Consider the following 17,256-nt stretch of genomic DNA (forward strand, 5'->3'; position numbering starts at 1 on the left):
AAATGTTCCGACGACCCACCATCCGCTACGGCGAGACCCCCGAGCCCGCCACGCCCTATCAGCGCGCAGCGCAGGTCTGGGACGACCGCATCGGCTCCGCCCGCGTGCAGGCCAGGAACTGGCGCCTCGCCTTCTTCGGCGCGCTTGCCTTGTCGGGCGGGCTCACCGCCGGCCTCGTCTGGCAATCCGCCCGCGGCCACATCGTTCCCTGGGTGGTCGAGGTCGATCGGCTGGGTGGAAGCGCAGGCGGTCGCCCCGGCCGAAGCCGGCTACCGCCCGACCGACCCGCAGATCGCGTTCCATCTCGCCCGCTTCATCGAGCAGGTCAGAGCGATCCCGGCCGATCCGGTTATCGTCCGCCAGAACTGGCTGCGCGCCTACGACTTCACGACCGATCGGGGAGCGGTGGCGCTCAACGACTACGCCCGCGCCAACGACCCCTTCGCCAATGTCGGCCGGGTGCAGGTCGCGGTGGACGTGTCGAGCGTGATCCGGGCATCGCCCGACAGCTTCCGCGTGGCCTGGATCGAGCGGCGCTATCAGGACGGTAGCCTCGCCGCCACCGAACGCTGGTCCGCGATCCTCACCGTCGTCGTGCAGCCGCCGCGCACGCCCGACGCCCTGCGCAAGAACCCGCTCGGCGTCTTCGTCAACGCTTTGAATTGGTCAAGGGAGCTGTCGCAATGACGCACACGCCATTTCGCCGTTCCGCCTCGGCGGTCCTGCTTGTCTCCGCCACCGCGCTCGCCGGCTGCGCCACCACATCGGCGAAGCCGCCCTCCATAGCCTACGACGATCCGCCGCGCGAGATCGCGGCGACGCCGGCCGCGGAACCGCCGCGCCCCGTCGAGGTGGTGACGATCCCCGAACCTCTGCCGCTCCCCGGCCAATTGAAGCCGGTCGCGGCCGGAGCGGCGACTTCCGAGCCCGCCGATCCGCGCCGCCGCGTCGGGGCAGCCAACGCCGCCGCGCGCATCCAGCCCACCCGCGACGGCTATGTGAACGCGATCCAGCAATATCCATGGACCGAAGGTGCGCTCTATCAGGTCTATGCCGCGCCCGGACAGGTGACGGACATCGCCTTGCAGGAAGGCGAGCAGCTCGTGGGGCCGGGGCCGGTCGCGGCCGGCGATACGGTCAGGTGGATCATCGGCGACACGGTGAGCGGCAGCGGCGCGACGGCGCGCGTGCATATCCTCGTGAAGCCGACGCGGCCCGACCTTTTCACGAACCTCATCATCAACACTTCCCGGCGCACCTATCATCTGGAGCTGCGCGCGACGGCTTCGACCTACATGGCGTCGGTATCGTGGACCTATCCGCAGGACGCGCTGATCGCCTTGCGCGGGGCCAACGCCGCCGCGGCATCCGCCGCCCCTGTGGCGAGCGGACTCGACCTCGCCGCGCTCAATTTCCGCTACCGGATCGAGGGCGACCGCGTGGCCTGGCGTCCGGCCCGTGCGTTCGACGACGGCCGGCAGGTGTTCGTCGAGTTTCCGGCCGGGATCTCGCAGGGCGAGATGCCGCCGCTGTTCGTGACCGGCCTGGCCGACGACGCCGAGCTGGTCAATTACCGCGTGCAGGGCCGCTACATGGTGGTGGACCGGCTGTTCACCGCCGCCGAGCTGCGCCTGGGCGACCGGCGCAGCGAGCGGCGCGTGCGGATCGTGCGCGACGGCGCGGAACCGCGCCGCAGGGGGCGGTGATGGCCGATCCCGCCGCCACGCCCGTCCAGCCTGCACGTGAGCAATCTGTGCCGGCCGCGCCGCAGGCATCCCCGCAACCCGCATCCGCGAATCCCGCCGCCTTCCAGCTTCGCGGGCCGGCGCCGCGCGTCATGCGCCTGTCGAGGAAGGCGCTGGCCACGCTCGGCGTCGTCGCCGGCTTGAGCATCGGCGGCTCGCTTTATTATGCGCTCGCGCCCAAAGGGGAGAAGGCGGCCAGGGAACTCTACAATACCGACAGCCGCGCCGCGGCGGAGACCATCACGTCGGGGCCGAAGGATTACGGCCAGGTTCCGAAACTCGGAAAGCCGCTCCCCGGCGATCTCGGCGGGCCGATCGTCTCGGCGCAGCAGCGCGGGCAAGACGTGCCCGCGCCGCCGATCGGCGCGCAGCCCGATCCGCGCGCCCAGGCCGCCGAAGCTGCGCGCCAGCGCATCGCCCAGGAACGCGACGCCGCCCGCACCAGCACGGTGTTCCTTGGGCAAAGCGGTGCCGGGGCCGTCGCGATGCCATCCTTGCCCGGATTGGCGATAGCAGCGCCGGACACCTCCGCTCCGCAATTCCCGGAACAGCAAGACGGCTCAGCGGCGCAGGGCGATCAGGCCGGAAAGCGGGCGTTCATGGCGCAGGCCGCCAACCGGCGCACAGTCAGCGCCGAGCGGCTGACCGCGCCGGTTTCGCCCAACATCGTGCAGGCGGGCAGCATCATCCCCGCCGCACTCATCACCGGCATCCGCTCCGACCTGCCCGGCCAGATCACCGCCCAGGTGACGGCTAACGTCTATGACAGCCCCACAGGGCGCATCCTGCTCATTCCGCAGGGCGCGCGACTGATCGGCGAATATGACAGCGAGGTTGCTGCGGGGCAGACCCGCGTGCTGCTCGCCTGGGACCGGCTCATCATGCCGGACGGCCACTCTATCGTTCTCGAGCGCCAGCCCGGCGCCGATGCGGCGGGTTATGCCGGCTTGCAGGACCGCGTGAATCAGCATTGGGGCAATCTGCTGAAAGCCGCAGCGGTCTCGACCTTGCTCGGCGTCGGGACCGAGCTGGGGCCGACAGCGAGGACGACCTGACTCGCGCGCTCCGTCGCGGCTCGCAGGACACCATCAATCAGACCGGCCAGCAGATCGTGCGGCGGCAATTGAATGTGCAACCGACACTCACCATCCGGCCGGGGCATCCGCTCAGGATCGTCCTGACCCGCGACCTTGTATTGGAGCCCGTTGGAGGCACACGATGACGAAACTGAAGCTGGGGCCGATCCCGGAGGACAAGCCCGTCAAGCTCGCCGTGGAGTTGCCCGCCACCGTGCATCGCGATCTCGTCGCCTATTCAGACGCGCTCGCGAAGGAGACCGGGCAACAGCCGTTCGCACCGGAGAAACTCGTCGCGCCGATGCTGGAGCGGTTCATGGCGACCGACCGCGCCTTTCGCCGGCATCGCGCGCAGGGGAGTTGAAGGCGGTGTAAATCCCGCCTCAGTTGCCGAAGAACCGCTTGTGCCGCGCCCTGCCGTCCGCCTCCGTGACGGCCATCTCGGCATTGAAGCATTCGTCGCCGCGCACCGAGCCTTCCGCGCATTGCGTCAGAACCTGCCGGGCCTCGCCGAGATGCGCCGCAAAATACTGCTTGCCGCGCGGCTCAGCCGGCGAAGCAGCGGGAGCCGGGCTCGCGACGACTTGCGCCTGCTCGACCGGCGCGATTACCGGCCGGAGCACGAAACCCGCTCCGAACCCGACGATCAGCGTGACCAGCACGATGATGAGTGTCTTGCCTTGCGCCATGACGCGCTCCTTTCTCCGGTTGCAAATCAGGCCGGCCATTGGTTGCGATCCGGCTTGTTAACGTCGCATGTCACTGTCTCGCGCGTTCACGGAATGTCGAACGACAGTGCATGGCGGTCGCGCACGAAGGCGAGGAACCGCCGCAGTGCGGGATTGCCGTTGTCCTCTCGCCAATAGCCGGAATAGCTGACGAACGCCGGTCCCTGCTCGCCGAGGATGGGCCGATAGACGACGTCGGGATAGCGCGCGCCGGTCCCACCCTCGCAGATGATCGAGACACCGAGCCCGCCGCCGAGCACGCTCAGTATCGCTTCCCGGCTCGCCTGGTGCATCCTGATATCGGGAGGCTCGCCCGCCATCATCAGACGGCCGAGCAGTATGTCGCGAATCTCCGGGCCGGGATCGGCGCCGGGCAGCAGGAAACGCTCGCCACGCAGATCGGTCCAGTGAACGGTCTCGCGCCCGGCCAGGACATGACTGTCGGGCAGGGCGATCATCACGCGCTCGTTCCAGAACGACGCGTGCCGGAAATCGGCGTGGTTCGCTTCGCCCACCAGGATCGCGATGTCGATCTCGCCCGTATCGAGGCCGGCAAGCAATGCGCCCCGGTCGGCCTCCACGCCATCGACCTCGACGTCGGGGTGGGCCGCGCGCCAGCCCAGTATCGTCGCGCGCAGATGGCCGGCCGAAATCGCGCTGTTGTGCCCGATCATCAGCCCGCCGGCGCGGCCCTGACCAGCCGCCCGCATCATTGTCGCCATCTTTTCCGCGTTCGCCACCATCGGTCGCGCCGCGCGGATGAACTGCGCGCCGGCAAGGGTCATGGTGACGCCCGCTTGCGAGCGATTGAAAATTCTGCCGCCGATCACCCGCTCCAGCTTCAGGATGGCGCGGCTCAGGGTGGATTGCTCGACGTCTAGCGCCCGCGACGCGCGATATAAGCTGCCGTGATCGGCTGCTGCAATGGCAAATCGGAGTTGGCGAATGTCGAAAGGCATCGGAACTCCTTCGACATTCATTCCACGCGAGGCGCGGTCAGAAGTGACTGATAACTTCTGGCTTGGCGGCTTTTGGCAAAGCATCTCAGCGTTGTTTCAATACTGGAGAGGACCGAATCCTTAGTTACGTCGCCAGGATGGACGGCCACCCGAACCGTCAACAGCGGATGAAGCACCTGGCGAGCAAGCGCTGCGGAGGCTAGAGAAGACGCCGTCCTTGCAGTCGATCTGCTTGCCCAGGTGATCACTGGTGCGGTCGAAGTCCCCCTACGGTGTCTCAGGGAATGAGAACCGAAGCTCATGCCGCAGGAGGCGGCCTGCACCAAAGCGACAAGGACGCCTCTCGACTGTAGGCTACTCGAAGCCGTGACGGGGTAGTCGGCGAACGCCATACAAGTCGATCGACTAAGGTGCGGATACAGCGAGGCCACGCGATCATGCCTACTTTCTAATTTCGACGCCCGGCCGCCTCAGATTTTTTCGAGCAGTATTGCGACGCCTTGACCGACTCCGACGCACATTGTGCAGAGAGCCTTGCGTGCACCGCTGCGAATGAGTTCCTCAGTCGCTGTGAGTACGAGCCGCGTGCCGGACATCCCAAGGGGGTGGCCCAGCGCGATTGCTCCACCGTTCGGATTGACGTGGTCGGCACAGTCGGGAAGGCCGAGTAGCCTCAGGACCGCCAAACTCTGGCTCGCGAATGCCTCATTGAGCTCGATCACATCGATCGAGCTCAATGGGATGCCGAACCGCTCAAGGAGTTTCTGGCTCGCTGGCGCGGGCCCGATCCCCATGATGCGGGGTGCCACTCCCGCGACAGCTGCCCCGAGGATTTTCGCCCGCGGCGCAAGCCCGTAGGAGTCAACTGCTGCCTTGCTGGCCACAACGATTGCGGCAGCCCCGTCGTTGATGCCGCTCGAATTGCCGGCGGTTACTGTCCCGCCATCACCGGCGATGGGCTTCAATGCCGCTAGCCGCTCGATTGTAGTCGCACGAAGATGTTCATCATGCTCGAATTTTAGTTCTGTGCCCTTTGGCCCAGCGACCCTCACCGGTACGATTTCCAGTGAAAGCCGCCCACTTATTTGGGCGGTAGCCGCACGACGCTGGCTTTCCAAGGCGAAGGTGTCTTGGTCGTCTCGGCTTATACCGAACTCGTGCGCGACGTTTTCGGCGGTCTCCGGCATGGAATCGGTTCCGTATCGCTCCTTCATCAGGGCATTTGCGAACCTCCAGCCTATGGTGGTGTCATGGATCACGTTGGCGCGCGAAAACGCGCTTTCCGCTTTTGGCAAGACGAATGGCGCCCTAGACATGCCTTCCACACCGCCGGCCACTATCAGATTTGCTTCTCCTGTCTTGATCGCGCGAGCAGCAAGGATGACAGCGTCCATCCCCGAACCGCAAAGCCGGTTGACCGTCGTACCCGGGCATTGCTCGCCAAGACCAGAAAGCAGAGCCGACATACGTGCGATGTTACGGTTGTCCTCGCCTGCCTGATTGGCACAGCCAAGAATTACCTCATCGACATTTCCATCGATAAGCGGCCACTCGGACTTGAGAGCGGAGAGCGGCACCGCAGCGAGATCGTCGATCCGAATACTGGACAGACTTCCGCCATAGCGTCCGATGGCGGTGCGCACGGCCCCGCAGATATAAGCTTCGCTCAAGTCAGTTTCCCTCTGTCGCGTCAGACCGAGCGGCCGGTCAATTTCGTCAGCCGGATATCGCGTGATTGTCAGGCGCATTCGCCCAGTTCGTCATGCGGATGACATCCTCCAGCTTTCGCAACTGAGCTTCGATCATGGTACGCAAGGTGCCATCGAGAAGCTGCGAACGATCCTCGCTGAACTTGCTTGGCGCCAGACCCACGAAAATCTCGGGCGTCGCTACCAGATTGGCCTCAAGAAAGGTCAGCATCATCCGCATGTGATATTGCATTCGCGCTCCACCGAGCGGGCCGGCGCTCGCGGACTGAAGAGCAACAGCCTTTCCTTTCAGCGGCTGATTCTCGACTCGCGAAAGCCAGTCGAAAGCATTCTTCAGCGCTCCCGGGATGGTCCAGTTATATTCTGGACTCACAATTACCACTCCGTCGGAGCGGCGAATGGCTTCCGCCAGCGCGAGGACTGCTTCGGTGTCCCGGCGCGCTGATGTTCATCGGCGTCATAGAATGGAAATTCAGCAAAGGACGGCGCGGTATCCATCGCAAACGATGCAGGTGCGAGCGACGGGAGCAGGCGGAGGAGTGCCGAGTTGTAAGACCCTGCCCGGAGGCTCCCGCTGATCATAAGTACGCGTACCGACATTCCGTATCCCCATGCAGAAAAGATCTGCAGCGACCTATCGTCTTGTGATGATTAGCGTCAAACTTGGGGCTTTGATCGTTCCCTGGAATTTTATCTTTAATAAACAGGAAGTTGTAGTCGCTTCATGCTCGTGATGAGAGTGCCGCATTTGGGTAATGCGTACTATTCACTTCTGAGTGATCGATCCGGGTGGCAAATCCGAAGGAGCATTGCCCCGTTAGTGCAGGCATTTTTGGAGCCGTACAGGTTGAGACCTCTCAGTGAAAAACGAGCGACCCTTCGGGTTCGGGATCGTGATCATGCTTCGATCGACGACGTCATCCGGTCGAGGACCTCGACGCGAAAATTCAGGACCGAGCCGGTTGGGGAGGAGCTGGTACGCGAAATCCTCGATGCCGCGCGGCACGCGCCGAGTGGAGCGAACATCCAGCCTTGGCGGGTTTATGTGGTTTCCGGCGAAATTCAGCACAAGATCGGCTCGACTCTCCTCCTGGCGCATGAAACTGAGAAAGACAGCTACGCTTCCGAGTATGCCTATTATGCGGAAGAGCTGCCGGAACCCTATCTTTCCCGGAAGAAGGACTTCGGCAGAATATTCTACGGATCACTGGGAATCGAGCAGGCCGACATGACGGGACGTGCACGACAGACCGGCAAGAACTATGGATTCTTCGGCGCTCCGGTCGGTCTCATCGTGACGATTGATCGACGTCTGGAACAGGGCAGCTGGCTGGATCTGGGAATGTTCCTGCAGAATATCATGCTGAGTGCAAAAGGGCGTGGCCTGAGCAGCTGCCCTCAGGAAACGTTCGCGAAGTACCACAAGCTATTGCGGACACTTCTCCCCATTGCAGATGCGGAAATGGTCGTTTGTGGAATTTCCATGGGCTTTGAGGAGGACGGCAACGCCATTGAACCTCGTTTGATGCCCAGAGCGCCAGTCGATGAATTTGCATGTTTTCTCGGCTTCAATTGAGGATTGGATTTATCCATGGGACATCGCGATCAGCTGATCGAACGCAGCATTTCCTTTCTCTCTGAAGTGAAGGACATGACCGCAAGCCGCGACTTGGAAGTCTGGCTGAACGAGAAGTACGGCCCCGCTACCGACACATATCGTGAACTCGCTACACTCATTCGATACGGCATCGACGAAGGTTGGGCGGCAAACCAGGAGATCGCTGGCAAGAGCTATCGTCGCAGCCGAATCATCGAGCCAGGGCCAGAAACCTTTCATTTCAGCATTACCGCCGTCTTCATGGACAGCAACGATGCGCGTGCCATTCGCGACGCGGACGGAGAGATCATCTTGCGTGGCGACTACCATGGTCATCCCTACGGTGAGTTGAACATGGTGGTTCCGATAGACGAGGGTGCCCAACTCCGCGGCTTGCACGGCTGGCAAGGTCCGGGCTGGACGGCTCCGGACCCAGGAAGTCGGCACTATCCCGAGGTGCGTGGCGGTGCGGTGATTGCATTGTTCTATCTTCCGGCAGGCCGCATCAGCTATGACTTTGCTCCGCCTAACTGATCGCCGTCGGAAACCAGACGAGATACCAAGCTCCGCAAAATGCTTCTGAACCATATCAATCCTTCATCCTTGTCGGATCGCTGGTGCCAGATCATGCCGATCTGCTGTGAGGCACAGGGATAGGGAAGTTTGTCGAGCCTTACTGGATGGGTCCTGCAGAAATGTGCGCCTAGCGGGTGTGGAATGATGGCGGTGAGATTTGCCTCCACGACAAGCTCGGGCAATAGCAGCGCATGGGGGATGGCCAACAATGGACGGGGTATCAAGCCGCAATTCCGAAATGCGCGCTCAAGTGCTGCCTTGTCGTACATCTCGGTTCTTCGGCCCAATCCCCTTTCATAGATGAAGCCGCCGATTGCGCCCTCTTCTTCGCCGCCGACGGACACCACGGCCAGTCGCCGGCTATGCAGTTGGTCGGATCTCTCGATAGGCGTGCTGCCAATGGGAGAGATCAGCACGTCGCGATAGGCAGCCATCGGATCGAACCGCATGTGCTCGGGCCATTCTGAGAAGCTTCCCAAGGCCACATCGATCCGACCGAGATCAATCATCTCTCCCAGATCCACGCGCGTGCCCGGTTTGACGACTAGAGATACACCGGGCGCGCTGCGCCCGAACTCGCGCAGCAGGTTTTGAACCGTGAGTATCGAGAGTGCGTCGCTCGCGGCCAGCGTAAACGTACGATCCGATGTGGCAGGATCAAATTCTTGCCGTTCAACAGCTGTCCGAACTATCGCCAGCGCCGCCACGATCTCCGGAGCGAGTTCCAGCGCGCGTGCCGTTGGCTTGAGACCCTGCGTGTTCTCAGAAATAGGTCGTCGCCGAGCTGGTCGCGGAGGCGGGCGAGGGCGTGGCTGACCGCCGATTGGCTCGTGCACAGCAGGCGACTGGCCCGGAGGGCGCTCCGCTCCTCCATGACCGCCGCGAAAACGCGAAGGAGGTTGAGGTCCAGCTGTTTGAACGATGGGGCCATTGAACCATATTGCCGGAAAAGACGGACAAGCACTTTTGTTCTGGCCGCTCAGACATTTGAAGGCTTCCATATGGCTGCACAAACGAGCCGCATCGGAAGGGATGCGTAATGTGCAAGTCCGCATAAGCAAATGACCGCCGGGCAAATGTGGCAGCTAGCCGTTCCCCGCATAAACTTCCCGATCATCGATTGTCCGTGAGGCGGACGAGGCTCGGAGGCAACGGCATGGAAAACTATAGGATGTTGGTAGGCGGTAGCCTCATCGACGGAGACGAGATGGCCGATGTCATCAATCCGGCAACGGCAACGGTCGTTGCGAAAGCGCCTGTGGCAGACGCTGCTATTGTCGAAGCCGCCGTCTCAGCAGCGCATGCAGCGTTCGCGAGCTGGTCCATCGTGCCTCAGGCCGAGCGCGGCCAACTTGTCGCGCAACTTGCGAGTGGCATCGAAGCACAAAGCGCAAAGTTTGCTCGACTCCTCGTCGAGGAGCAGGGCAAGCCTCTCGGACTTGCCGAAATGGAAGTCGGGCAAACGGTTTACATTTTGCGCGCGTTTGCGAGCATGGAAACGACCGAGGAAGTCCTTCGCGATAATGAGGGAGAACGCATAGTCGAACATCGCACGCCGCTCGGGGTCGTCGCCATGATTACCCCTGGAACTTCCCATTGCTTCTGCTGGCCACCAAATTGGCTCCGGGTCTGACTGCCGGCAATTGTGTCGTTGTCAAGCCAGCCCCGTCGACGCCCTTGACAACTCTGCTTCTGGGCGAGCTTTGCGCTGACATTTTCCCTGCCGGTGTCGTGAACATCATCAACGGACCAAGCCAGATCGGAGCGCTGCTGACGGAACACCCACTCATCGCGAAGATCGCGTTTACAGGTTCGACGAGCACGGGGCGCCACGTAATGGCGAGCGCCGCATCGACGATCAAGCGCCTGACCTTGGAACTAGGTGGCAATGACGCTGCCATCGTGATGAACGATATCGATCCTGAGGAAGTCGCCGAGCGCATTTTCGCTGGCGCAATGGTGAACTCGGGCCAAGTCTGTGTCGCCATAAAGCGGGTATATGTTCACGAGAATGTGTACGATGCGGTATGCGAGCGGCTAGCGGCCCTTGCTGAAGCTGCGGTCGTCGGTGATGGTTTTTCTCAAGGTGTGCAATTCGGGCCGTTGCAGAACGAAGCGCAATTTGCGCGCGCAAAAGAGTTTCTCCGGGAGGCTGCGAGAGATGGCACGATCATTGCCGGCGGCGATCCTATCGACCGACCGGGCTATTTCATTCCCCCGACGATCGTTCGTGATATTGACGACAGCGCGCGGCTGGTGACCGAGGAGCAATTTGCTCCCATTCTTCCGATATTGAAGTATGTCGACCTTGACGATGTCATTGCGCGCGCCAATTTTGGTACGTTCGGATTGGCCGCTAGCGTCTGGGGCAAGGATCTCGATGCCGCCTATGGCATCGCTCAAAAGCTCGATGCTGGAACGGTTTGGGTAAACAAGCATTTCGACCTCCCGCCGGATGTGCCTTTCAGGGGGGCAAAGCAGTCGGGCCTCGGCGCAGAGCTCGGCCGCGAGGGCATGGCCGAATACAGCCAGCCCAAGATCATTAACATGGCCACTCAGTAGAGTCGGCTTCTTGGTTGATGGCCGGAGGCGAATCGGTTGTGCGATAGCGCCGAAAAGGCTATAGTGTCAGTTTGATCGAAAGAGTGAATCAAAGTGAGTGACGTCAACTCAGATGAATGAGCCGCAATAACGATCGATATCGTTGTTGCGGCGATGAGCTGGATGCAGTCAACGCCTAGCGTGCTGCGTGCAGGATGCCGCTATATTTCTGCGGAGTTCTGTCATGCTGGCGTTGACTCGGCGCTATCGCCGTCACCTGTCTTCCTATCTATTTGACGCAGTAAATGCGGCGTATGAGCCATTGCTGCGCTCATATGATCAATATCTTCATGTTCGACGCATGTCGTTCGTCGGTTCGTGGCACATCGGGAGAGGAATCCCTATGACAGCCATGCTCGCAGAACGAATGCTGAATCTGGTCCCACGCGACTACGAGATCGTCGAGCGCGAAGATGTCGGTTTGACCGCTCTGATCGCGACACGGCCGCAAAGGATGGACGCGGAGGGTTCCGGAACGTCCTGATATTCCCAGGTGGTGTAACGGTAAGCTGGGCTTCGCTCCATCGTCTCCGAGATGTGCAAGAAAGTGAGGAGAGCGATGGCGCCCTCCGGATCCACATACGCATGGCAGGGCGTTCCATCATCACTTCTATATCAGCTCGATCATTCGAAATCGAACCAAGAAGCTGCACCGTACCAATCAGCCCTGCGGGAGTGGTGCGTACTCAAAGCTTTTTTTCGGGGGACGAAGAGCGATCTGTAACGGTTTCGTGCGACAAAAACTACTTGATAGAGTATCTCGGCTTGGACCCGAGCCTATACTCCGGGGCGCTCAGTGACTACCTGAACGACGTGAACGGGATATGCGGGATCATATCTACCGATTTGTCGTTCGAGCTTCGAGAAGCGGCCGCCGCTTTCTTCGAGGCTGCTGGTGCACCGTTCGCTCGCTGTCTCCTTCTGCAATCCAGAGCCAATGACATCATTCGCATCTTCTTCGAGCAGATTGTTCGGCGAGATGCTCGCGGTTCGCAGCCGCGGTCAAGAGACAGACTCGCTGTCGCTCGCGTCATGAAAATCCTTGAGGACAGGTATCAACAGCCGCCGCCTGCAAACGAAATTGCTCGCCAAGCCGGCATGAGCTTGTCGAAGCTTAGCAAGCTGTTCAAGGCAGTCGAGGGTAAGACGATGATGGAATATCTCCTCATGGTAAGGATGCGGCGGGCTTTGGACCTGATGCGTGAGGGCGATCTGTCGATAACGCAGATTTCTTACGAAGTCGGATACGAGTACCCGGCCAATTTTTCGACGGCTTTCCGACGGTTTTTCGGCACATCGCCTCGTGAAGCACTGTCCCAAGTCTGACCCAAGGCGAGGCTGGACGCTTCACCTGCCGAGCTTAACATCGGTCTGGCAAGCGGCGAGAAATGTCTGCGAGCACCTGGTCGAAAATCTGCTCGCCTCGATGCAGAACATAGTTCTGCCAGTGCGGATCGTCGGGCGCGAAGAAAGCTTTGAAAGCATCGCGTGCCGCTTTGAGCCTCGGATCGTCAGGCGTGCTGGCGAGATGCCGGGTATGGCGATGCTCGTTGATCATTGCAGCGACGAGCTGCGGCTGCGGTAGCGTGCCGATCTCGAGCACGCCGGCGATTACTTCCGCGTCTGGAAGCATCGCTTCGTAACCATCAGTCGTGTGACCGGTCGTTTCATACGTGGTGGCGGTAGGGCGAGCCCGAGGAGCGAGAATCCAATCGCCGAATACCTCGTGAGCTCGTTCGAGCTTCGAGCCCGTCTGCATCGCGACAACGCAACCATGAGCGTAAGGCCCGTAGCCGGTGTGATAATCTACCATGTAGACGTGCCGCGCTGATCTCCCTTCCTCAGTGATGATTTGCTCGATCGTGCTGCGGGACCAGGCCGGTTCCTTCCCCCCAAAGCCAATGCCGCTCGGGAAATGATACTGTCCGGAGAGGGCCACGTTGATGAAGGCTCCCAAGCCATTTTCCTCGATGAACCTTTCAATGATTGCGTCGGAACCTGCGACATCCGCAGGTTCCAGAGAAGCAGAGTCGATCGCCTCCTGAAGATCGATGAGCCTTTCCGAAACCTCTGTCTGCGTCGGAAATACGGTGAAGTTTCGGCACAGGTCTACATTGTCTTCCGTATAGCGCCGGCCATGAGCCGAGCCCCAGGGGTTGATAGCATGGATCAGCACGACCTTGACGTCCGCAGGCAAGGCAGCGAGCTTTCCGCCATTGACCAGGTCGATCTGACAGGCGGAACCTGCGATCAGTTCAGGGCCATGAACGCCGGAGGTGAGGAAAACGGTGTTGGCCGCTTGTGGGGATCCGAAGACAGCTACATCCACGTGTAGAGGCTCACCGGATGGTCCGCTTAGTGGATGTTCGATCGAATAGATCCTTGCAGCTTTGCCCGTCGTAGCCTGCAGAAAGTTATCACGTGCTGCCAAGTACGTTTGATTGAATACCTGCAGGTTTTTAGACATCATCGATCTCCTTTAGGAAAATCTAGGGGAGGTGTGGTTGGGACGCTTTTGCCTCTTTGGCGAAAATGATTGAGCGCTCATCGAGCAGACACGTGTTGATCTTCGGGTTTTCGGCTCGGCTGCCCGATCGATGGTTGACCAGATAAAGTCCGAGACCGACGAGCGCTCCGCCGATAATCTGATGGAGCCCCAGCACCGAACCAAGAAAGGGCACAGCGAGGAGGGATGTGAAGAGGGGAGCAAGGAAGAGGAAGCTGCTTGCCCGTGTTGCCCCACCCTTGGACAGAGCGACGAACCAAAGCCCAAATGACCCGGCCGAAGCAGGTATGGAAAGCCAGAGAAACCATATTACCTGGGCAAAATCGAGATGTGTCGGCCAGCGCTCACACTTAAGCTGCGCGATCGACATGAGAGTTAGGGCACCAACGAGCATCTGCCAGAAGTTGAGCGTGGCAGGCCGCAGGTTTGGCTGAAACTTTCTATGTGCAATTGGTGCCCCGCCCAACAGAAGGCGGCCGCGATAGCCAGCCCGTGGCCAATCAAGCCGTTTGCGGACACCGTGATCTTGCCCCCGACGATGACGGGGATACCTGCGCATCCGACGACCATGCCAAGGCGATTTATCCGGTTGAGCTGCTCACCCAGCGCCCTTCCTGCGACGAGCATCACGATCAACGGGTTCGTGAAGAGGAGGATCGCAACGGTCGCAGCATCGATGAAGCGCATAGCTGCAGACACCAACGCCATGACCGCCGCAATCTGAAGGAGACCGAGCAGCAGCGTCAGGACTGCATCGCGCCGGCGGGGCGAACGCCAGCGAAATCCATCGCGTGGAGATTCCATCAGAAGAAACGGGAGAAGTGAGAGCGTCGCAACGAGAAAGCGGCACCCCGATAGCAGCAGCGGAGGCAAGCCACTCTTCAAGAGCAACTGTGTCGCAACAAAGCTTGAACCCATTAGGAAGGTCGATGAAAAGATTATAACCAAAAAGCTGGCGCCTTGCCCCGAAGGCGACCTCGAAAAAGGAGACATGGTCTAATTTCGGTCAGCTCAGGATTTCCGCGAAGTCCTGCAGATCGGTCGCATCGTTCATTGGACTTGTTACAAAGCGATATAGGCCCTCGTCTCCAGCGATGGCTATTTCGGTCTCTAAAGATGCGCGCCTGTAGAAGAAGGCTCCAGCCGCTTGAAGTCTCTCGGCTTCTTTGATTTTCATGATCGCGAAGACAATGTTGGCTTCGGGCGTCCAAGCGATCCGAGCTGCACCAGATCGCATCAGTATTGCAGTTAGTTCCGCCGCAAGCCTGTTAGCCTGCCTCGCCCACTTCCGCCAATTGTCTTCTGAAAGATAGGTTTCGAGCTGGGCAGAGATGAAGCGGGACTTTGAGAACAGATGCCCGGCCTGCTTTTGTGCATAAATCATATGTTCCGCATACCGAGGATTGAATACGAGGAGCGCTTCGGCGCACCAGCAGCCATTCTTGCTCGCACCGAAGGAGAGCATGTCGACGCCCTGCCTCCATGTCATGTCGGCGGGTGTGACATCGAGAGCGACGAGAGCGTTTGCAAACCGAGCCCCATCCATGTGGACCGCGATATTCCTCTTTCGGGCTATGGACGCGATTTCAGCAATCTGATCGAGCTGATAGAGGGTGCCCCACTCGGTCGCCTGTGTAAGCGTAACTGCTGACGGCTGACCGACGTGGACAAAGCCCTCCGGCAGTCGGCCGAGCGCAGCAGCAAACTTCTCAGGGGCAATTTTGCCCAGCGCGCCTTCGACAGGGGTGATCCGCAGGCCTCCGCCGATCTTCTCGATGGCTCCACATTCTTCTTCGAACATATGCGCATTTGCATGGCTGAACACCACGCCGCCGGGGCGACCAGCTGCCGACATCGCAAGACTGTTGGCAGCGGTGCCGGTTCCCACGAGAAACATCTCGAGATCGTGCTCGAATATCTCCTGGAAGCGATGGACGAGCGATCGATCGAGTTCGGAATTGCCATATGCGGCGGCGAAGCCGTCGCAATGGTCGACGAGAGCCTGAGCCACTTCAGGAAGGGCGCCCCCCCAGTTATCGGAAGCGAAATGCATCGGTCATATCTCCCTGGCCAAGCGATCGATCGTGCGTACGAGGGCCATCGGCTCCTGCGGTACGATATCTCCTCAGTGGCTTCTTCGGATCAGATCGGCCGCCCGTTCGCCAATCATGATGCACGGTGCATTTGTATTCGCGCTAACCAGCGTCGGCATGATCGAGGCATCCGCAACGCGAAGACCGGTGACGCCCTTGACGCGCAACTCCGGATCGAGAACCGCTGTCGGCCCAATTCCCATCGCGCAAGTGCCAGTCGGGTGGTACATCAGGAAGGCGCTCTGACGGATATACTCGATCCAATCAGCGTCGGTTTCGACCTGCTTTCCGGGTAAGCGTTCACCTTTGTCATATTCACTGAATGGCTTGGAACGGAAAATCTTGCGCACGATCCGGCATCCTTCGATGAGCTGCTTGATCTCATCATCTCCGCCGAGCAGCTCATGTTGGATAATCGGCCGCTCACTTGGATCGGTGGAGCGGAGCAGCAACTGACCGCGCGTCTCGGGCCGGCAGATGTTGATGGCAACGCCAATTGCCGCACGCTTGTACAGGTGTACGCCGTCCGGCGTGAAGTCGTACGCGATCGGCGAGAACGACAGTTGGATGTTGGGCCACTCGAGATGGTCTCGCGTGCGAATGAACGCGAGAGCGGAGGCAACGCATGCCGTGGCTGGCCCTCGCCCAAACAAAGCGAAGTTCAAGCCATGCTTGACTATCCTGGCGACGCTTTGCACTTCGACATTGAGGCTATCGATGCCGACATGGGTCGACATCAACACTCCGGGATGTTCCTGCAGATTTTGCCCCACTCCCGGGGAATCGACGACAACAGGGATGCCATGCTCGCCAAGATGCTTTGCCGGGCCAATGCCCGAGAGCATCAATATTTTCGGCGACGACAACGCGCCGCCGCAAAGAATGACCTCCTTGTTTGCCAAGTAGCGAACCGTGCGCCCGTTCTGAACGCCTTCGACGCCGATCGCGCGGCCTTTCTCGATCAGTACCCGACTGACCATGAAATGCGTCTCGACCTTCAGATTGGATCGGCGCTTCGCCTTGGCCAGATAGGCGCGTGCCGTTGAATGTCGCCAACCCTTGTTCTGGGTGGCTTGGCAGGGGCCGATACCCTCTTGCTCGGCACCGTTGGTATCCGGATTGTGCGGAATCCCCGCACGTACGCCAGAAGCGATGAATGCGTCGGCCAACGTGGTCGATAGGCGGGCATTCGATACGCGCAGAGGGCCCTTGTCGCCGCGAAAGCGCGAGCCGCCGTTTTCGTTCGTCTCGGCCTTGTTAAAGAACGGAAGCACGTCGTCATAGGACCAGCCCTTGCAGCCGAGCTGAGCCCATTGATCATAATCGCCGCGATTGCCGCGAACATACATCATCCCGTTGATCGACGAGCCGCCGCCGAGGACTTTGCCGGCCGGCCACATGTCTGCTCGATCGTTTCGTGAGGCATCCGGTTCCGCTTGATAGAACCAGTTGTACTCAGGATTCATGATCGCTTTGATCGAGCCCGCCGGAATCCGAATGAAAGGCGAGCTGTCCCACCCGCCGGCTTCGAGCAACGCGACCTCAAAACGCTTCTCTTCGCTTAGCCGAGATGCGACCACCGCGCCACTCGAACCGCCCCCAACGACGATAAAGTCCGTAGTTCTAATATCTTGCACAATGCCCTCCATGTGAAGGCCGCTCTAGC

16 protein-coding genes and 4 pseudogenes are annotated in these 17,256 nt (G+C 60.4%); 9 read left to right on the plus strand and 11 right to left on the minus strand.

The genetic code is table 11. From position 1 onward, the window contains the following. The first annotated feature begins 2 nt into the window (after positions 1-2). From trbF to LY284_RS20435, 4 genes and pseudogenes are all read left to right on the plus strand, one after another. Positions 3-687: pseudogene (gene trbF / locus LY284_RS20420) on the plus strand (conjugal transfer protein TrbF). Then, positions 684-1,706, plus strand: a complete 1,023-nt coding sequence (gene trbG, locus LY284_RS20425; RefSeq protein WP_155178428.1) for a P-type conjugative transfer protein TrbG — start codon at positions 684-686, stop codon at positions 1,704-1,706. The pseudogene trbF and the gene trbG overlap by 4 nt, the downstream one beginning before the upstream one ends. 638 nt (positions 1,707-2,344) lie before the next feature. Beyond that, positions 2,345-2,967, plus strand: a pseudogene (locus LY284_RS38960) (TrbI/VirB10 family protein). Then, on the plus strand, positions 2,964-3,185 hold the full coding sequence (locus LY284_RS20435; RefSeq protein ID WP_155178432.1) for a DUF2274 domain-containing protein: 222 nt from the start codon (positions 2,964-2,966) through the stop codon (positions 3,183-3,185). The pseudogene LY284_RS38960 and the gene LY284_RS20435 overlap by 4 nt, the downstream one beginning before the upstream one ends. A gap of 19 nt (positions 3,186-3,204) precedes the next feature. Here LY284_RS20435 and LY284_RS20440 read toward each other — a convergent pair whose 3' ends face one another. The 4 genes and pseudogenes from LY284_RS20440 to LY284_RS20455 form a co-directional block, all read right to left on the minus strand. Next, the gene (locus LY284_RS20440; RefSeq protein WP_155178434.1) at positions 3,205-3,510 is read right to left on the minus strand and encodes a hypothetical protein; all 306 of its coding nucleotides are present in this window, start codon (positions 3,508-3,510) and stop codon (positions 3,205-3,207) included. An 86-nt stretch (positions 3,511-3,596) separates the two neighbouring features. Then, the gene (locus LY284_RS20445; RefSeq protein ID WP_174834971.1) at positions 3,597-4,508 is read right to left on the minus strand and encodes a LysR family transcriptional regulator; all 912 of its coding nucleotides are present in this window, start codon (positions 4,506-4,508) and stop codon (positions 3,597-3,599) included. A gap of 470 nt (positions 4,509-4,978) precedes the next feature. Further along, a complete protein-coding gene (gene pcaF, locus LY284_RS20450) occupies positions 4,979-6,178 on the minus strand; it encodes a 3-oxoadipyl-CoA thiolase (protein ID WP_155178438.1) in 1,200 nt (399 codons plus the stop codon). Positions 6,179-6,224: 46 nt separating this feature from the next. Beyond that, a pseudogene (locus LY284_RS20455) lies at positions 6,225-6,817 on the minus strand (NADPH-dependent FMN reductase). A 247-nt stretch (positions 6,818-7,064) separates the two neighbouring features. On the opposite strand from LY284_RS20455, the gene LY284_RS20460 reads away from it, so the two are divergent. Both LY284_RS20460 and LY284_RS20465 read left to right on the plus strand, forming a co-directional pair. Next, positions 7,065-7,793: a nitroreductase gene (locus LY284_RS20460; protein ID WP_233385652.1), complete on the plus strand. Its 729-nt coding sequence runs from the start codon at positions 7,065-7,067 to the stop codon at positions 7,791-7,793. A 15-nt stretch (positions 7,794-7,808) separates the two neighbouring features. After that, the gene (locus tag LY284_RS20465; protein WP_155178442.1) at positions 7,809-8,348 is read left to right on the plus strand and encodes a DUF4863 family protein; all 540 of its coding nucleotides are present in this window, start codon (positions 7,809-7,811) and stop codon (positions 8,346-8,348) included. On the opposite strand, the gene LY284_RS20470 is transcribed toward LY284_RS20465, so the two are convergent. Both LY284_RS20470 and LY284_RS39265 read right to left on the minus strand, forming a co-directional pair. Further along, positions 8,324-9,097: a LysR substrate-binding domain-containing protein gene (locus tag LY284_RS20470; protein ID WP_233387787.1), complete on the minus strand. Its 774-nt coding sequence runs from the start codon at positions 9,095-9,097 to the stop codon at positions 8,324-8,326. The two genes, LY284_RS20465 and LY284_RS20470, sit on opposite strands and share 25 nt — an antisense overlap. Then, positions 9,079-9,321, minus strand: coding sequence for a LysR family transcriptional regulator (locus tag LY284_RS39265; protein WP_375294272.1), 243 nt, complete (start codon positions 9,319-9,321; stop codon positions 9,079-9,081). The genes LY284_RS20470 and LY284_RS39265 overlap by 19 nt, the downstream gene beginning before the upstream one ends. 276 nt (positions 9,322-9,597) lie before the next feature. Here LY284_RS39265 and LY284_RS20475 point away from each other — a divergent pair. The 3 genes and pseudogenes from LY284_RS20475 (at position 9,598) to LY284_RS20485 (ending at position 12,317) form a co-directional block, all read left to right on the plus strand. Further along, positions 9,598-10,952, plus strand: a pseudogene (locus LY284_RS20475) (aldehyde dehydrogenase family protein). Between the two features lie 223 nt (positions 10,953-11,175). Then, positions 11,176-11,475 carry a hypothetical protein gene (locus LY284_RS20480; RefSeq protein ID WP_233387788.1) on the plus strand — a complete coding sequence of 100 codons (300 nt, stop codon included), beginning with the start codon at positions 11,176-11,178 and terminating at the stop codon, positions 11,473-11,475. Between the two features lie 101 nt (positions 11,476-11,576). Next, positions 11,577-12,317, plus strand: coding sequence for an AraC family transcriptional regulator (locus tag LY284_RS20485; protein WP_233387789.1), 741 nt, complete (start codon positions 11,577-11,579; stop codon positions 12,315-12,317). 34 nt (positions 12,318-12,351) lie between these two features. Here LY284_RS20485 and LY284_RS20490 read toward each other — a convergent pair whose 3' ends face one another. The 5 genes from LY284_RS20490 to LY284_RS20510 all read right to left on the minus strand — a co-directional run bounded on the left by LY284_RS20490 (position 12,352) and on the right by LY284_RS20510 (position 17,239). Then, a complete protein-coding gene (locus LY284_RS20490) occupies positions 12,352-13,461 on the minus strand; it encodes a DUF2817 domain-containing protein (protein ID WP_155178449.1) in 1,110 nt (369 codons plus the stop codon). A 19-nt stretch (positions 13,462-13,480) separates the two neighbouring features. Then, the gene (locus LY284_RS20495; protein WP_233387790.1) at positions 13,481-13,963 is read right to left on the minus strand and encodes a DMT family transporter; all 483 of its coding nucleotides are present in this window, start codon (positions 13,961-13,963) and stop codon (positions 13,481-13,483) included. Continuing rightward, on the minus strand, positions 13,873-14,490 hold the full coding sequence (locus tag LY284_RS39270; protein WP_375294273.1) for a DMT family transporter: 618 nt from the start codon (positions 14,488-14,490) through the stop codon (positions 13,873-13,875). The genes LY284_RS20495 and LY284_RS39270 overlap by 91 nt, the downstream gene beginning before the upstream one ends. 13 nt (positions 14,491-14,503) lie before the next feature. After that, positions 14,504-15,550: a low specificity L-threonine aldolase gene (locus LY284_RS20505; protein ID WP_155178453.1), complete on the minus strand. Its 1,047-nt coding sequence runs from the start codon at positions 15,548-15,550 to the stop codon at positions 14,504-14,506. A gap of 72 nt (positions 15,551-15,622) precedes the next feature. Beyond that, positions 15,623-17,239: a GMC family oxidoreductase gene (locus tag LY284_RS20510; protein ID WP_174834965.1), complete on the minus strand. Its 1,617-nt coding sequence runs from the start codon at positions 17,237-17,239 to the stop codon at positions 15,623-15,625. Positions 17,240-17,256: the final 17 nt, after the last annotated feature.

It is taken from the genome of Caballeronia sp. PC1, assembly GCF_021353155.1.
Lineage (GTDB): Bacteria > Pseudomonadota > Gammaproteobacteria > Burkholderiales > Burkholderiaceae > Caballeronia > Caballeronia cordobensis.

What these genes read in the sequence shown, in the direction of transcription:
- trbG (WP_155178428.1), top strand. Translation starts at nt 684, where the DNA reads ATGACGCACACGCCATTTCGCCGTTCCGCCTCGGCGGTCCTGCTTGTC.
- LY284_RS20435 (WP_155178432.1), top strand. Translation starts at nt 2,964, where the DNA reads ATGACGAAACTGAAGCTGGGGCCGATCCCGGAGGACAAGCCCGTCAAG.
- LY284_RS20440 (WP_155178434.1), bottom strand. Translation starts at nt 3,510, where the DNA reads ATGGCGCAAGGCAAGACACTCATCATCGTGCTGGTCACGCTGATCGTC.
- LY284_RS20445 (WP_174834971.1), bottom strand. Translation starts at nt 4,508, where the DNA reads ATGCCTTTCGACATTCGCCAACTCCGATTTGCCATTGCAGCAGCCGAT.
- LY284_RS20465 (WP_155178442.1), top strand. Translation starts at nt 7,809, where the DNA reads ATGGGACATCGCGATCAGCTGATCGAACGCAGCATTTCCTTTCTCTCT.
- LY284_RS39265 (WP_375294272.1), bottom strand. Translation starts at nt 9,321, where the DNA reads ATGGCCCCATCGTTCAAACAGCTGGACCTCAACCTCCTTCGCGTTTTC.
- LY284_RS20480 (WP_233387788.1), top strand. Translation starts at nt 11,176, where the DNA reads ATGCTGGCGTTGACTCGGCGCTATCGCCGTCACCTGTCTTCCTATCTA.
- LY284_RS20485 (WP_233387789.1), top strand. Translation starts at nt 11,577, where the DNA reads ATGGCAGGGCGTTCCATCATCACTTCTATATCAGCTCGATCATTCGAA.
- LY284_RS20490 (WP_155178449.1), bottom strand. Translation starts at nt 13,461, where the DNA reads ATGATGTCTAAAAACCTGCAGGTATTCAATCAAACGTACTTGGCAGCA.
- LY284_RS39270 (WP_375294273.1), bottom strand. Translation starts at nt 14,490, where the DNA reads ATGTCTCCTTTTTCGAGGTCGCCTTCGGGGCAAGGCGCCAGCTTTTTG.
- LY284_RS20505 (WP_155178453.1), bottom strand. Translation starts at nt 15,550, where the DNA reads ATGCATTTCGCTTCCGATAACTGGGGGGGCGCCCTTCCTGAAGTGGCT.
- LY284_RS20510 (WP_174834965.1), bottom strand. Translation starts at nt 17,239, where the DNA reads ATGGAGGGCATTGTGCAAGATATTAGAACTACGGACTTTATCGTCGTT.